This window comes from Hyphomicrobium sulfonivorans, assembly GCF_013306565.1.
GTDB lineage: Bacteria > Pseudomonadota > Alphaproteobacteria > Rhizobiales > Hyphomicrobiaceae > Hyphomicrobium_A > Hyphomicrobium_A sulfonivorans.
Map to the genome: position 1 here is coordinate 240,484 of NZ_PZPO01000001.1, position 15,650 is coordinate 256,133.

At 61.6% G+C, this 15,650-nt stretch carries 12 protein-coding genes; 6 read left to right on the top strand and 6 right to left on the bottom strand.

The genetic code is table 11. The features are described 5' to 3' along the window. Positions 1-155: 155 nt before the first annotated feature. The gene (locus tag C6Y62_RS01110; protein ID WP_173952460.1) at positions 156-404 is read left to right on the top strand and encodes a hypothetical protein; all 249 of its coding nucleotides are present in this window, start codon (positions 156-158) and stop codon (positions 402-404) included. 398 nt (positions 405-802) lie between these two features. Here the strand turns inward: C6Y62_RS01110 and uvrC are convergent, their stop codons facing one another. The 3 genes from uvrC to C6Y62_RS01125 form a co-directional block, all read right to left on the bottom strand. Then, on the bottom strand, positions 803-3,040 hold the full coding sequence (gene uvrC / locus C6Y62_RS01115) for an excinuclease ABC subunit UvrC (protein ID WP_173952461.1): 2,238 nt from the start codon (positions 3,038-3,040) through the stop codon (positions 803-805). 66 nt (positions 3,041-3,106) lie between these two features. Beyond that, the gene (locus C6Y62_RS01120) at positions 3,107-3,979 is read right to left on the bottom strand and encodes a TIGR01459 family HAD-type hydrolase (RefSeq protein WP_173952462.1); all 873 of its coding nucleotides are present in this window, start codon (positions 3,977-3,979) and stop codon (positions 3,107-3,109) included. 355 nt (positions 3,980-4,334) lie between these two features. Then, positions 4,335-6,302 carry an EAL domain-containing protein gene (locus C6Y62_RS01125; RefSeq protein ID WP_173952463.1) on the bottom strand — a complete coding sequence of 656 codons (1,968 nt, stop codon included), beginning with the start codon at positions 6,300-6,302 and terminating at the stop codon, positions 4,335-4,337. Positions 6,303-6,858: 556 nt separating this feature from the next. Between C6Y62_RS01125 and C6Y62_RS01130 the strand changes: the two genes are divergently transcribed. After that, entirely contained in the window at positions 6,859-7,611 is a 753-nt protein-coding gene (locus C6Y62_RS01130; RefSeq protein WP_246274216.1) for an SDR family oxidoreductase, read from the top strand. 64 nt (positions 7,612-7,675) lie between these two features. Here the strand turns inward: C6Y62_RS01130 and C6Y62_RS01135 are convergent, their stop codons facing one another. Both C6Y62_RS01135 and C6Y62_RS01140 read right to left on the bottom strand, forming a co-directional pair. Next, positions 7,676-8,686: a GSU2403 family nucleotidyltransferase fold protein gene (locus C6Y62_RS01135; RefSeq protein ID WP_173952464.1), complete on the bottom strand. Its 1,011-nt coding sequence runs from the start codon at positions 8,684-8,686 to the stop codon at positions 7,676-7,678. A 93-nt stretch (positions 8,687-8,779) separates the two neighbouring features. Continuing rightward, positions 8,780-9,931, bottom strand: a complete 1,152-nt coding sequence (locus C6Y62_RS01140; RefSeq protein ID WP_173952465.1) for an FUSC family protein — start codon at positions 9,929-9,931, stop codon at positions 8,780-8,782. A gap of 273 nt (positions 9,932-10,204) precedes the next feature. Between C6Y62_RS01140 and C6Y62_RS01145 the strand changes: the two genes are divergently transcribed. The 3 genes from C6Y62_RS01145 to C6Y62_RS01155 all read left to right on the top strand — a co-directional run bounded on the left by C6Y62_RS01145 (position 10,205) and on the right by C6Y62_RS01155 (position 13,076). Further along, positions 10,205-10,492, top strand: a complete 288-nt coding sequence (locus C6Y62_RS01145; RefSeq protein ID WP_068461804.1) for a co-chaperone GroES — start codon at positions 10,205-10,207, stop codon at positions 10,490-10,492. A 150-nt stretch (positions 10,493-10,642) separates the two neighbouring features. Further along, on the top strand, positions 10,643-12,289 hold the full coding sequence (gene groL, locus C6Y62_RS01150; protein ID WP_173952466.1) for a chaperonin GroEL: 1,647 nt from the start codon (positions 10,643-10,645) through the stop codon (positions 12,287-12,289). Between the two features lie 121 nt (positions 12,290-12,410). Further along, positions 12,411-13,076: a histidine phosphatase family protein gene (locus C6Y62_RS01155; protein ID WP_173952467.1), complete on the top strand. Its 666-nt coding sequence runs from the start codon at positions 12,411-12,413 to the stop codon at positions 13,074-13,076. Positions 13,077-13,300: 224 nt separating this feature from the next. On the opposite strand, the gene C6Y62_RS01160 is transcribed toward C6Y62_RS01155, so the two are convergent. After that, positions 13,301-14,281, bottom strand: coding sequence for a hypothetical protein (locus tag C6Y62_RS01160; RefSeq protein ID WP_173952468.1), 981 nt, complete (start codon positions 14,279-14,281; stop codon positions 13,301-13,303). Positions 14,282-14,698: 417 nt separating this feature from the next. Here C6Y62_RS01160 and C6Y62_RS01165 point away from each other — a divergent pair, with 417 nt between their 5' ends. After that, complete coding sequence (locus tag C6Y62_RS01165; protein WP_068460540.1) at positions 14,699-15,619, top strand: LysR family transcriptional regulator; 921 nt, start codon at positions 14,699-14,701, stop codon at positions 15,617-15,619. Positions 15,620-15,650 lie beyond the last annotated feature (31 nt).

Here is a 15,650-nt window from a genome sequence, read left to right on the forward strand (position 1 = left end):
CGTCACACCGCTCGGATAAAACGCCGTTGCGCAGCACCCGCCGTGCACTTCGACTGATAGCGCCCTTGCATCCATGGGGCCGTTGACCGAAACTCCCGGCGCACGCGCACAATTCAACGCTCGCAAATGCGAGCAAAGAAGGGGGAGGCATTGTCATGCCTGACTTGCCGTTTGATCTGGCTACCGTCGACTGGATCACAGTCGCTACTTATGCCGGCATCGCATTTCTCGCCGCCATCGTTGGCAACATCATCGCGCTCGGCAATCGCTTTGCCGCGTCGGTACTGACGGCGCTGTTTTTCGCAGTGTTCTACGTGCTGTGGGCCTATTGGATCGCCGACATCGTTGCCCCGAAGGCAGCATCGGCGGTGACCGAGCAGCCAGCGACTACTTCGCCCTACTAAGGGTGATGCGCCCGTCGGCGCGGGTGCAAAATACCGTCTAAATGATTGAGGCTGTTGCCTATGGGGCAGCGGCTAAGTGATGTTTTTCCAAAACGGATCGGCCTCAGAAGCCGTTCCGTTTTTGAAAAATGCAGCCGGGCTCAATTGGTTGGCCGATCACCGAGCCGCAGTATTGTAGCGTGAAGCGTTTGGCGCCTGAGGCGGTAGGCTTTGGGCGTGACGTGATCGTTTGGGCTGTGCCCCGGATCGCCCTGCGTTTGAGGACCCAGCGCAATCTGCTGGGCTCATATCAAATATTGCTGCGCTGAGGGCCAGGATTTGCGTGGCTTGCGTCGCAGGATGATTGCTCCGGTGGCAATCAAATTACATCAGCGGCGCCGGCTGCAACCGGACCCGAATTAGCTGCGGCGCTCGTGAAAATGATCGTAGATCCGCCGCGCCATTTCCGCTGAAATTCCCTCAACCGCTTTCAGATCCTCGACGCCCGCGCGCGACACAGCCTTCGCCGAGCCGAAATGGCTCATCAGCGCCCGACGACGACGCGGACCGATGCCCTCGATCTCATCCAGCGGGCTTGCCGTTATCGCCATTGAGCGGCGGGTGCGATGCGAACCGATGGCGAAGCGGTGCGCTTCATCGCGCAGGCGCTGCACGAAATACAAAACCGGATCGCGCGGCTCCAACATGATCGACCGCTCGCGGAACGGGAAATGAAAATGCTCGCGCCCTGCATCGCGATCCGGCCCCTTGGCGACGCCGATGAGCTGAATATCGTTGAGGCCGAGCTCTGACATCACCTCACGTGCAACGCTGAGCTGCCCAGCACCGCCGTCGATCAACACCAGATCCGGCCGATCGGGAAATACATCGTCTTCCGATGCATTGGTTTCCGGCATCTCGCTGTCCATTGCTGCCGCCGATGCGTTATCGGCGGCGATCATGCCTGCAAGCTCTGCCGCCTCGACATTTTCCGCCAGCCCGGCGTCTGCCTTTCTGGCTTCCTTGTTTTCAGACGCAACAAGGCGTTTGAAGCGGCGCGTCAACACCTCGCGCATCATGCCGTAATCATCGCCCGGCGTGATGGTCTGCGACTTAATGTTGAACTTGCGGTACTGGCCTTTCACGAAGCCGTCCGGCCCCGCAACGATCATGGCTCCGACAGCATTGGTGCCCTGAATATGGCTGTTGTCGTACACCTCAATACGGCGCGGCGTTTCCGGCAATCCGAACCGCTCCGCCACGCCCTCCAGCAGTCGCCGTTGCGACGAACTCTCAGCCAGCTTGCGGCCCAGCGCCTCGCGCGCGTTGGCGAGCGCGTGATCGACAATGCCGAGCTTGGTGCCACGCTGCGGCACCTGAATTTCAGTTCTGCGCTCGGACTTGATGCACAGCGCCTCAGCGAGCAGATCGCGGCTTGGCACATCATGCGACAGCAATATGAGACGCGGCACGGGCTTGTCGTCGTAGAACTGCGCGATGAAACTATCGAGCACCTCCTCGACCGACAGTGCGCGATCAGCCTTGGGGAAATAGGCGCGATTGCCCCAGTTCTGCCCGGTGCGGAAGAAAAACACCTCGATGCAAGTCTGGCCGCCTTCTTGCGCGGCGGCGAACACGTCCGCTTCCTCGATGCCTTCCGGGTTGATGGATTGATCGGCGGTGACGTGCGCCAGCGCCGACAGCCGGTCGCGATAACGGGCCGCGCGCTCATATTCGAGACACGCCGCCGCTTCCTCCATCAGGCTTTGATACATGCGGCGCACGTTCTGGCTTTCGCCGCGCAGAAAACGCACCGCCTCGTCGACAAGATGGCCATATTCATCAAGGCTGATCTCACCGGTGCAGGGCGCGGCACAGCGCTTGATCTGATGCAGAAGGCACGGACGCGTCCGGCTTTCATAAACACTATCGGAACACGAGCGAAGCAGGAACGCGCGCTCAAGCATGTTGATGGTGCGGCTGACGGCGCCAGCCGACGCGAACGGTCCGAAATAATCACCCTTGCGATTGCGTGCGCCGCGATGCTTCAGAATTTGCGGCGCGGGTGTGTCGCGGGCAATCAGAATGTACGGAAACGACTTGTCATCGCGCATCAGCACATTGAAGCGCGGGCGAAAACGCTTGATGAGATTGGCTTCAAGCAGCAGCGCTTCCGCTTCCGTCCGCACGGAAACAAATTCCATGCTGGCGGTGGTGGCGATCATGCGTGCGATGCGATTGGTGTGTCCGCCGAGCCGCGTATAATTCGACACGCGGGCCTTGAGACTGCGCGCCTTGCCGACGTATATCACATTGCCTTCCGCATCCAGCATGCGGTAGACGCCGGGCGCTGCGGGCAGCAGCTTGAGATAGCGCTGGATGACTTCCGGGCCGGTCACAGTCGGCGGCGCATCGGTGGCAGCAGCACCAGCCGCATCGCCGGCGGCGGCAGGCAGGGCTGAGTTGGGCTCGGGCACCAATTCGGCATCAGCGGTTTGCGCCGACACCGATGAAGCAGCAGACGGCAAGGAAGGCGCCGAAGAAGGCAAAGGCTCACGCGCAGCCGCCAGCACATCAGCCGTTTCCGGCCGTTCCGACTGCTGATCCTTCACCGCATCGCGCTGCGGCAGACCCTCGTGTTTTTCCTTGTCCGGCATCGTCGATAGATCGGGCTGGCAGCGCGCGCAGTCAAGCGGCAGCTGCTGCTTTGCCTGATGTTATGGCTATGGCGCCAGCTTTGCCATCGCCGCCACAGGTCGCCCCGCTCCGGCCGGGAACAGACGGACAATCGCTGCCTCGTCGAGGGCACCTTCGACATGGACACCCGACGCGATGAATACCGCCCGGACGCCCGCGTTGGCCGCGCCAGCAATGTCGGTGCCGATGCCATCACCAATGGCGAGAAGTGCGGCGCGATCGGAGCTGCCGGGCTTAAGCTTTTCAAGCGTTGCGAAGGTGAGATCGTAAATCGGCAGGTATGGCTTGCCGGCGTAATCAACACGGCCGCCGATGTCCTCATAAGCGCGTGCAACGGCACCGGCGCAATAGATCATGCGGCCGCCGCGCTCCACCCGCAGATCGGGGTTGGCGCACACCATGGTGAGGCCACGGCTGTGGCAGCCCGCAAGCAATTCCGCATAGTCGGCGGGTGTTTCGGTTTCATCGTCATAAAGGCCCGTGCAAACGATAGCCTCGGCGGCAGCGGCATCGACAAGCTGAAGATCGAGCCCGGCCAGCGTCGGCAAATCGCGCTGCGGTCCGATGTGCAGCACCGGCCGGCCGCGATACTGCGCAATCAACGTGCGCGCGACATCGCCGGAAGTGACGATGGCATCCCAGCACGTTCGCGGTACGCCGATGGCATCGAGCTGAGCCGCGACGCTGTCATTCGGGCGCGGCGAATTGGAAACCAGCACGACAATGCCGCCACTGTCGCGGAAGGACTGACAGGCCTTGCATGCATCGAAAAACGGCACGACGCCGTTGTGCATCACGCCCCAGATATCAACGAGCCACGCACCCGTTCCGGCGGCAACCGGCGCGATAGAGGTGAGCAGCGGAATGGCGGGCGGATTTTCAGCGGGCGTGTTTGACATGGCGCTTCACTAAAGTGCTTCCGGAAAAGTGGGAACCGGCTTTCCCACGAGAAGCACGACAAAACAAAAAACTGGAGCCGTTCGGCGATGCAAAGAAACACAGGAAGGCTCTAGAGCGCGATCGCTCTTCTTTGAAGCGCGATGCGGCTCTAACCCTTTGGTGAGACCGATGATTCACGCTTCGGACTGATAGGGTCCGAAACGATCATGGTCTAGAGCAACTCGGTCGCCAGGGGAAGCGAGGGCTGTCTGGCACTGAAACGACAAAGCGCCCCAGGCCGCAACAGCCGTGGAGCGCTTTGTATCAGATCTGGCGTAACGAACGGTTTGATCCGCCCTCCGCCGAGCAACCCAATCAGGCTGCGGCAGTACGCGCTGCGTAACCGACACCAGCAACAGTTTTCGGCTCACCGAACAACGAGCCCTGGCCGAGAACGACGCCGCTGGCAGCAACCTTGCCGCGCAGGGCTTCATTGTCGACGCCATTGACGATCAACGTCAGACCATAGCTGGCCAGCGTGGTGCACACTTCGCTGGCGGGCATGGAACCGCTCGGAACATCGAGCCCGGCGATCAGCGTGACTGCATCGACCTTCACAAAGCCGAAGCCCACCCCTTCAAGCCCGGCGAACTCGCCGTCGAAATCGGTCACAGCCTCAATGCCGAAACGGAAGCCGAGGTCACGCATATCGGTAAGCGCGCTCCACTCTGCGTCACCGAACGTGCGGACATCGGCCTGCGCAAACGTGAGGACGACCTCGTTGGCGAGGCTCGCGCGCTCCTGATAGGCATCGGCCAGTTCGTCAAGGAAGCCATCGTTCGCCAACGACACCGCCGTGATGGGAACGAACAACGTCGGCTCCCGGCCCTTGTCTGCGAAGGCGCGGGCGACATCCGCTGCACGGCGCAGACGCGCGCTATCCAGCAACGGCAGCAATCCGGCAACCGCAAGCTGAGGCTCACGGGTGGATGCGGAAAGCGGCACACCGCGTTCATCGCACGGACGGGCCAGCACCTCGTGATAGTGCACGCGGCGATCGGCGATGCCTACAACAGGCGCGATGGCGACATCGATGCGTCCCGCCGTTACTGCGTCGGCGAGCGAAGCGATACGCGTGTGCGATGGCGTGATCGGTGGCGGAGCAGCGCCGCCATCCTTCTTTTTCGACGCACGCATTGCGTTTGCGGTCGTCTGCAACGCATTGAGCGAGGCGCGCAGCACGCTTTCCTGACGCTGCGGCGGCAGACCATCGAGCGTCGGCTCCAGGCTGATGTCGACCTCTTCGGCGAGGCGCTTGATCATGCCATGCACTTCGTCGAGATCGGCATCACGGTCGGAAGACAACGTCGGCGGCTCAGCGCGCTGCAGTTCAGGCAGCGACGGCTTGCTGCTGGAGCTGAACGGACGCGAAGCGACGGCGGCAGCCGGTGGCGGCGGCGCGACAGACCAATCCGGCAGCGACGGCGCAGCGGCGTCCAGCTTGAACTTCGGCAGCGGCGGTGCAGTCGGCTTGGCAGCCGCATCCTTGGCCGCTGGCTTCGCAGGTGGAAGCTTCGGTGCCGCCTTGCTTTCGAGTTTGGCCGACAGCGCGCCGGCATGTTCGGCGCCGTGCGGAGCACCGGGACGCTCCGACATCAGGCTAGGCTCGCGGGAAGGAACTGGCGGTGCGGCGGGGCCGGCATCGCGGTTGAGAACGCGCGGCAGATCCTGGCCGAGAGGCAGTTCCTTCTGCTGCTCTGCCACCGGCAACGGCTTGGGCGGCGGCAGCGGCGAGAACGGCTTGGTGGGCGCTGCGTTGGCGGCAGGCTTGGCACCAGCAACCGGAATCTTGCCGGCTGCGGTGGCCTTCAGAGCAGGCTTGGCATTGCCGGCGGCAAACAGCTCATCGGGCGTCATCACCTTGCCCTTACCCAGCACCTTGGCGTCGGTGCCCAGCGAGGGGATCGGCGGCGGCATCGCAGGCGAGCGCTCGTCAAACGGCGATGCAGGCGCTGCGCTGCTGCTGCTGGCACGCATCCCCGGCAGACGGTCGGCAGCACCGCCGAAACCTGCGCGAGCAGCGGGAGGCGGCGTCGGCGCTTCACGCAGACGGTCAACCTCATCTTCAAGCTGCGTCACGGCCTCAAACAGAACCTGCTCATTCTCGAAGCGCCGACGCAGCGCATCGAACAGAATTAGCACCGTGCACAGGGCCGCAGTTGCACCCGCCGCCGTCCAGAACGGCCAGCGGAACTGCAGATAGGTGCCGACGAAAAATGCCGCTGAGATCAGCGCGATGGCTCCCATCACGATGACACGGGCCAAGCCGCTTTGTTTCGGCATTCTACCCTCGCTATTATCGATGCTCGCCATTTGGAATGACGCGCCCCCTACCGATTCGTTGTCTTGCTTGAGCTTTTCGTCGGCGCCTGCGCGGCGCAATCCCGGCGCCGACGCTTTCACCAGCTTTCTGGCAACAGGTGCGGATTCATCTGCAACAGCGTGACCCGAAACCCCCACCTTGTGGAGATTTCCCACGCCCTGTGGAAAAATCGATCTCTACCCTGATTATTTCAAGGGTGCTTCAGGCGTACCCCCGCGGCGACCATTCAGCCGCTGCGCCGCAGATCGTCTGTTGTAGAGGCCGAAACAGAGAAATCGGAAGAAAGCGAAAAAAGGCAAAGGCTGGCAATCCACAGCAACCGCTGTTTTTTCAGACGTTTTCTGACCCGCCTGGGGCCCGCCTAGGGATTGCCATCACGCGCCCCAGTCATGCCGCATACCCGCCCAAGGCCGACCGGATTCCCGGTGTCGTTTAGAACTCGTTAGCCGAATCGACGTGGTATCTGTCGTGTCGGGCCGTTCCCAAACAAGTCCCGGCGTATCAAATTAAGAGGGAATGCTCATGCTTATGACGGTGATGGGTCGCGATTCCAGTGCATCCTATTACGGAGAACTTGCCGGCGTTCGCGCGCTGATCACCGGTCTGTCACCCACGTGCGGGGTCGATATCGCCCGCAAGTTTGCCGACCATCGCGCCCGGTTGGTGGTGCATGCCGATGCCATTTCACCCGAGATGGACGCCATCACCACGGTGCTGGCCGAGCGGGCCAGCGAGGTGAAGCTATTCACCGACGCCTGTCGCGACACCGAAAGCGCCGTCCGCTTCGCCCAGACCGCAGTGCAGGCCTATGGCAGCCTCGACGTGGTGATCAATCTCGTCGACATTTCCGAAGATGAGATGACGGCGCACAGCGACATGGCCGACGTTGAAGACCTCGTGGCCGAAAAGCTGACCATGCCCGTGCACGTGACACGCATCGTTGCCAATCGCATGCGGCTGACCCTCAACGAGGGCATGGTGCTGAACGTGCTGAAGCTGCCGGCGCCGCGCACCTATGCGCAGGCCGCTATGGCGGGCATCGCTCGCCAGGCGCTCGCAGCCGTCACCCGGGGCGAAGCGCAGCAGTGGGCACCGCAGGGCATCCGCGTCAACGCGGTGGCTCCGACGACGACTGTGGTGGATGAATTCACTCCGCCGACCAGCGAACCGGATATCGCGGCGCTGGCGCTCTACCTCGCCACCAAGCCAGCGCGTTCGCTGACGGGGCAGGTGTTCGACGCCGCCGGAATGGCCCGCCGCGGCTGCTGATCGTTTTGAACTACCGCGTGGCGGCGGTTCGAAAGGTACTGCCGCCACTGCCTCAAGCCCACATTCAGATTTTGCCGGCCAACAGGGCATCCGCCCCTTCAAAAATCTTGGCGGGTAATGCGCTCAGTTCTTTTGCATCAAACTGCAATCCCAGAAGTGAGGCCGCCTTCGCAACAGCTATCGCCTGAGCTGCGTCGCGGCGGCGCTTCAAGGGCTCTCTGCTCGTCTGCAGAGAAACCCAGCGCTTGTGAAGCGCGAAAGCCCTGGGATCAATACAGCTCATCCAAACCGGCATTCCGTCTTCTGCGATGGCTGAAGCTTCAAATCGAGGGCTGCTCACCAGCCATTGCAGACCATCAATGCCTGCGGGAACGATACCGCCAAGATCATATTCCGCCGTCATCATCTCATTTTTTGCCATCGGCCGGATGATATCTACGAAATAACCTTCATCGTTGACGGCGCGAAACAAATCGCCCTGTACTGTAAAACTGGGATCGGCCTTGAGAAGAGCGGCGAGAATACCGGTGCGCTTTTTATCTTCGATGGCCAGCACAAGGCGAGATCGCACGTCGGCCAGAAAATCAATATCCGTGGTCGCGAGTAATTCCGGCTGAAACACCAATCCGCTTCGCGCCTCGTAGGCGTACAACGCGTGCGTCCCGACAACAAACAGCCCATCACCCAGCAGACGCGCTTGATCCAGCGCCCGCAAAATTTTGGCCGCTGCGCGCGGAACGCGAGCCAATCCCATTGCGCGATTTATCGGCGCTGACTTCTCCAGTGCCTTACGCAATTTAGTAATACGACTGCGGTTGGCCGTACGCGACGTCATGTAGTCCTGCTTCAACTGCTCGGTCTCAGCAGTTCTCGGACCAAGCGACTTGTGAGTGTAGCGATCAACAATCCGATAAAGGTATTGGCGCCCACCCACACGCTTCCAAGTCATGGAGCCCTTGTTGCTCTCCTCAAAGGCTCGTTCCGCCGCTCGCCAGCTTTCGAAGCGTTGCTGGACGTCAATCAGTTGACGTCGCTGCTCAAGAGAGAGCTCTGGGAGTTCCACAGGTAATACCATGATATATAAGCATTTATCACACGCACCCGCGATGGGCAATATTTGTGTGATAATACCTTTTGAATCAATGCACTGCGCCTGATTGATAATATTTCACGCTATCTTGCTCGCGAGTTGATGCCACATATGCGTGAACGGGCGGAGAAACGGTAGCGTTGTGCCCGCCAGGGCATCGAGTTCGGCGGATCGGTCTGCCATATCGCGCAGGTTGAGGCGCAACTGCCCCAGCGCGAAATCAAACGCCATCAACCGGATCACCTCGTCCATCGTCATGGCGCGGAACTGACCGCTAGCCCGCATGTGCTCCAGCTTGTGCTCGATCTCCGCCAGCGCAACCTCGACATCCGAAAGATCCGGCGGCGTGTAGTGTCCGCCATTGCCTGCGAGCTGTACGGCCAGACTATCAAGGCCCGTTTTGAGCGCGGCGATGTCCGGCGAAAGAAGCTCAACGGCAAGCGACGGCAGCGGCTGCTGCACGGCGCGCAGCAGCATGATCTCTGTGTGCCACAGGCGACGGAGCGCACGCTGGATCGATTCCGGATCGGGCGAATCGGCGATGTGCCCGGCAACCTCAAGCCGCGCCTCCTTTGCCAGCGCATTACCGGAAGCGAACCCCTTGCGGATGCGCTCGCCGAAGGCTGCCGCCTCATCGGTGCTGAGGGGAGCCGTGCCCAGTGCCGCGTCGAGCGTGCGATCCAGCAGCTGGAATAGCGGCGCAATAGAACGGCTAACGTGTTGCGCATACGCACTACCCGCCCGCGACGGGAATACAAAGAGTGTTGTCGCGATGGCGATCACGCTGCCGATCGAGACCTCAAGCATGCGGTTGATTGCCGACGCGACGGGCGTCGAGACACTCGGGTCACCCAGGATGACAATGGCCGCCGTGACGCAGGCAATGCGTAGCGCCGGACGCTGGGCCGCAAAGAAGGCCAGTACCAGAACCGTGACTGCCAACCCCGCAAATCGAAGCTCGTGCGCATCCGCCAGCGCGACCGCCACGGCACCGCCCACCAACACACCCAGCAAACTGCCGCCAAGGCGCTGCATTGCGAACGCCAAAGATGCGCCTACATTTGCCTGTGTAACGAGGATGGCCGTCATGACCGCCCAGAACCCCTGGGGCAGTCCGAAGGCATCCGTCACCACATAGGAGAGGCACGCTGCGATTGTGGTCTGGATGGCCTGCCTGACGCGGGGCCAGGTTGCCTCGCCAACGGCGCCAGCGGTGGGGGTATCGGGCACGCAAACGCCTCCAGATTGAAAATTACCACGAAAATTAACGGCCCGTTGGTTCGCTTGCCGATATTGGACAGCCTGAGCGGTAGAGCGGCCCGGCCCGGAATGCCCCGAGACCAGTTGAACTTACCCGGCCATTCTTGACAGTCCCCTCACCCGCGCTTATCACCGGCCCGCGCTGGCACTCTATGCTAGACAGTGCTAGCAAGGCCGCATGGCTTACCCTCGCAACGGCAGGGTCACACACCGCCAATTCCGCTATTTGGAGCGATATTTCCCATGAAGTTCCGTCCTCTGCACGACCGCGTCGTCGTCAAGCGCGTAGACAGCGAGACCAAGACTCTCGGTGGCATCATCATCCCCGACACCGCCACCGAGAAGCCCCAGCAGGGTGAAGTCGTCGCCGTTGGCCCCGGCACGCGCGACGAGAGCGGCAAGCTGGTTCCGATCGACCTGAAGAAGGGCGACAAGGTTCTGTTCGGCAAGTGGAGCGGCACCGAAGTCAAGATCGACGGCCAGGAGCTGCTGATCATGAAGGAAAGCGACGTGATGGGCGTGCTGGAGTGATCTGACGGCGGGCGCCTGCGAACCGGTCCAGCCATTGGGCACAGTTTGCAACAGCGCCGGCCAAGCGATCTTCCATCCGATCCAGTTTCCTCCCTCGACGCCAATGCTTTTTCACCGGAAGAGCCGGCGTAATCTCAAGGAATTCTCCACATGGCAGCTAAAGAAGTACGTTTTTCTGCCGACGCCCGCGAGCGCCTGCTGCGCGGTGTCGACATCCTCGCCAACGCTGTGAAGGTGACGCTTGGTCCGAAGGGCCGCAACGTCGTGATCGAGAAGTCGTTCGGCGCTCCGCGCACCACCAAGGACGGCGTTTCGGTGGCCAAGGAAATCGAGCTTGAGGACAAGTTCGAGAACATGGGCGCGCAGATGGTGCGCGAAGTTGCCCAGAAGACCAACGATCTGGCCGGTGACGGCACCACCACCGCAACCGTTCTGGCTCAGGCCATCGTGCGCGAGGGCCTGAAGGCCGTTGCTGCCGGCATGAACCCGATGGATCTGCGTCGCGGTATCGACAAGGCCGTTGCTCAGGTCGTCGAAGAAATCGCCAAGCGCTCCAAGAAGGTGAAGAACTCGGGCGAGATCGCTCAGGTTGGCACCATCTCGGCAAACGGCGAGAAGGAAATCGGCGACATGATCGCCGAGGCCATGCAGAAGGTTGGCAACGAAGGCGTCATCACCGTTGAAGAGGCCAAGAGCCTCGACACCGAGCTGGAAGTCGTCGAAGGCATGCAGTTCGACCGCGGCTACCTCTCGCCGTACTTCGTCACCAACGCCGAGAAAATGACCGTTGAGCTTGAGGACCCCTACATCCTCATTCACGAGAAGAAGCTTTCGAACCTGCAGCAGCTTCTGCCTGTTCTCGAAGCTGTTGTGCAGTCGGGTCGTCCGCTGCTCATCATCGCCGAGGAAGTTGAAGGCGAAGCGCTCGCAACCCTCGTCGTCAACAAGCTGCGCGGCGGCCTGAAGGTTGCTGCTGTGAAGGCTCCGGGCTTCGGCGATCGCCGCAAGGCCATGCTGGAAGATATCGCAATCCTCACCGGCGGCCAGACCGTTTCGGAGGACCTCGGCATCAAGCTTGAGAACGTGACGCTGGACATGCTCGGCCGCGCTAAGCGCGTTTCGATCACGAAGGAAGACACGACGATCGTTGACGGCTCGGGCAAGAAGAAAGACATCGAAGCCCGCGTTGGCCAGATCAAGGCTCAGATCGAAGAGACCTCGTCTGACTACGACCGCGAGAAGCTGCAGGAGCGTCTGGCCAAGCTCGCCGGTGGCGTTGCTGTCATCCGCGTTGGCGGTGCGACCGAGATCGAAGTCAAGGAGCGCAAGGATCGCGTCGACGACGCGCTCAATGCAACCCGCGCAGCTGTTGAAGAGGGTGTTGTTCCGGGCGGCGGCGTGATGCTGCTGAAGGCTGGCAACGCTCTCGACGTGAAGGGCGATAACGCAGACCAGGAAGCTGGCGTTGCTATCGTCAAGCGCGCGCTGCAGGCTCCGATCCGCCAGATCGCCAACAACGCTGGCGTTGAAGGTTCGATCGTTGTCGGCAAGGTGCTGGAAGGCAAGGGCTCGGCGTTCGGCTACAACGCGCAGACCGACGAATACTGCGACATGATCGAAGAAGGCATCATCGATCCGGCCAAGGTTGTTCGCGTGGCTCTGCAGGACGCAGCTTCGATCGCTGGCCTGCTCATCACCACCGAAGCAGCCATCGGCGAAGCGCCGAAGAAGGACGACGGCCACAGCCATGACCACGGCGGCGGCATGGGCGGAATGGGCGGCATGGGAATGATGTAATCATTTCCGTTCCGGTCAAAAGCCGAAACAGGTTGGCCGCTCGCAGACATCTGCGGGCGGCCATTTTGTTTGCGCCGCGCGCCACAACTTACTTGCACTGAGGCAAACTTCAGCCTGAGCCATGAAAGACATCTTCGTCGTCACGCACACGCAATCGCAGCACCACGTCGATGGGCTGGTGGGCGGCTGGCATGACACACCGCTGACCGAGAAGGGCAGCGCCGATGCGCAACGCATTGCAGCGCATTTGCGGGCTGTTGCAGGCGATGCAGCACAGCCGGAAATCTTCACATCCGATCTGATGCGCGCGACGCAGACGGCCCAGGCAATCGCGGATGCATTTGCATCCTGCGAGCCGCTGGCGATGCCCGACCTACGCGAGATCAGCTACGGCGAAGCCGAGGGCAAACCGCAACGATGGCTGGATGAACGGCTAACGCCTGCTCCGGACGACAACCGGCTGGATCATCGCTATGACATTGCAGGCGCGGAGACGCGACGCGAATTCGCCACGCGGATCTATCGCGCCATGGACGGCATCATCGCGCGCCCGGCCGAGTTGCAGGTCATTGTCACGCACGGATTTGCGCTGACATTCGTCGTCGCTGCGTGGATCGGCATGCCGTTGGAAGCCGCGGGCTTCGTCAATTTCACGGTGCCGAGCGGCAGCGTCACCCATCTGCGGCAGGACGATTACTGGCGCAATCGCGCAGTTATATCGCTTGGCGATGAGTCTTTTTTTGCGCTCGGCGACTCCGCTGCGCGGAGCCGGCCGCCGAGCGCGTAGCAATTCTTCGCCAGCAAGCCGTATATGTTTCGCACTGGCGACTCCGCTGCGCGGAGCTGGCCGTGATTGTTTGTTGCGCTGGCGACTCTCCTTCGGAGAGCCGGCCGCCAGCGCTGATTGGTGCGTGCGGCCCGCGCGTGCTCTCAACGTCTTCCCGACGCAGGTCGAGATCCTAGTGAGCTTCCGCATCAGCACCGGACGCCGCTAGCGCGACGCGGCCGAGCTTAGTCGCCCCAGCCGCGCGATCTGATCTCGCTGGGCATCAGGACATGACGATCTGGCGCTGTCGCGCTGCTGGAGCTGCTGTTGTTGAAATAGTACAGCGGCCCGGACGGCTTCGACGTGGCAAACTGCTTGGGCGCTGCCGGTGCTTTGCGTGCCGCAACGGCCGGAGGAGCGGGCACACGCTTCTCACCACGCTTCTGCACGGCCACCTTCGCGGCATCGTCAGCATCGGTCTTCTTGTCCAACACGCGCGTCTTTTGCGCCGTTTCCGGCAGCACCTTGCGCACCGGACGTTCAATATTCACGGCGCGCTTTAACGGCGCTGCTTCGGTGGTGACCGGTGAAGCTGGCATCACAGGCGCAACGGCAACGGAAGACTGAGGCGCTGCGTCATCCAGCACGCGCGCAATCGGGTCGCTCTCGGCGTCGGCCCCATCGGCATCCGCCGCGATGGCAGAGGTCACGGGCTCTTCGATCGGTTCAAGATCAATCGGCGACAGCACATGCTGAACAGCCGCCGGGCCAGCTGGAGTAGCGGCCTGATCAATCGCAGCCGTCGCAGCGGGTGCAGCTGGAACGGCCTGCTGCGTTACATAGCCGGATGCGGCGGCAGGCGGCGTTGCGGTTGGCTGCGGATCGGCATCCCCGTCGAACGCGAAGCGGTGGCTGAGTTCCTCGGCGCGCGAACGCGACGAACTGGAAGCGGACGTGGAAGCAGCAACCGCATTGCCGGCAGGCTGCGAAGGGATCACGGAGTCAGCGGCCGGAGCAGCATTGAAACGGTTGCGCCAGGCTTGCTGCAGATCCGGCAGGCGGTCGACATCCAGAAACGAAGGCAGCGAGCTGGCGGCATGGTGTCCATCTTGCGTTGGCGTCTGCGCTTCCATCGCATCGGCGGCGGACACAGCAAACCCAATCGCCATGACAGCGGCGAGACCACGACCGCACGCGGCCCGGCACTTTTTCGCGTGTGCATTCATACGCTACACCCCCCGGCCGCCAGGACCGGTTGCACGGGCGCTCCACCCTGGAGCCACCCAGAAACAAGTTGAACTGGGCAACGCTGCGCGTCCCCACACCCTGGGGGTCGCCCGCAAATATCGTGCCGCCGTTGGCGCGCGCACCTTAGCGTCTGCGCCGAATGGAGATCGCGGTTTACGAGCCGCATTCGACCGGGGCACAACCCCGGGCTTGACCAGGGTGGCAATATTAAATCACCCAAAGGCAATAACATGACGTTACCGAACGTCTCAAATCCGCAATCGTGGGTTGCTCACGGAAATGCTTTTTGCCGTTAACGCGCTGAAGACTAAAATGATGGACAAGCGTTCGGATTTGTGGACCGATCGGTACACAACGCCAACGCAGATCGTATCTCCGCTGGGGAGGGGGTAAAAATGGATATCCGGCAGCTGCAGTATCTGGCAGCGCTCGCCCGTGAAAAGCATTTCACGCGCGCGGCCACCGCATGCAACGTCACCCAGCCAACGCTTTCAGGCCGCATCCGCCAGCTTGAACTTGAGCTTGAAGTGCCGATAGTCGAACGCGGCCAGCGTTATCAGGGACTTACGCCCGAAGGCGAGCGCGTGCTCAAGTGGGCGCAGGTGATCCTCAAGAACTGGCAGTCGATGCAGGAGGAGATCAACCAGCTCAAGGGGCTGGACCGCGGTCTCTCGGGCCGGTTGGTGCTGGGCGGCATTCCATCGGCGCTGCCGCTGGTGCCAAGGCTGACGCAGAAGATCGGCGAGATACACCCCGGCATCGAGTTCATCGTGCTGTCGCAGAGTTCTGAGGAAATCTTGCGTGGGATCGCCGATTATTCGGTCGATGTAGGAATTACTTATCTCGACAATGAACCCATCGAGAAAATGCTGGCGACGCCGCTCTACACTGAGCGCTACTGCCTGTTTGTGCCGGAAAATCATCCACTTGCCGGGCGAGAGGCCGTTACCTGGCAGGAGGCGGCACAGCAGCCGCTGTGTTTGCTCACAAGTAACATGCAGAACCGCCGTATTATCGACCGGGCATTTGAGCGGGCGAATTGCCAGGTAAATCCGAGGCTTGAGACAAATTCCGTCATCAACCTGTGTGCGAATGTCAGGCTGATGGGTCTGGCAAGTATAATGCCGCTATATATATTAGAAGTGTTGGGCAATACGTCGGGCGTGAAAGCTATCCCGCTCGTCGAACCAACGGTGGAGCACAGCGTCGGCCTGGTGGTGGCGGACCGCGATCCGTTATCCCCGCTCATCGATGCCCTGCGGGAAACCGCAACCAAGCTGACGCTTGGCGAGATGGAAACTGGCTTCAACAGCTGATCGTGGCACGCCGCGATCGGGCCTTGTGGTG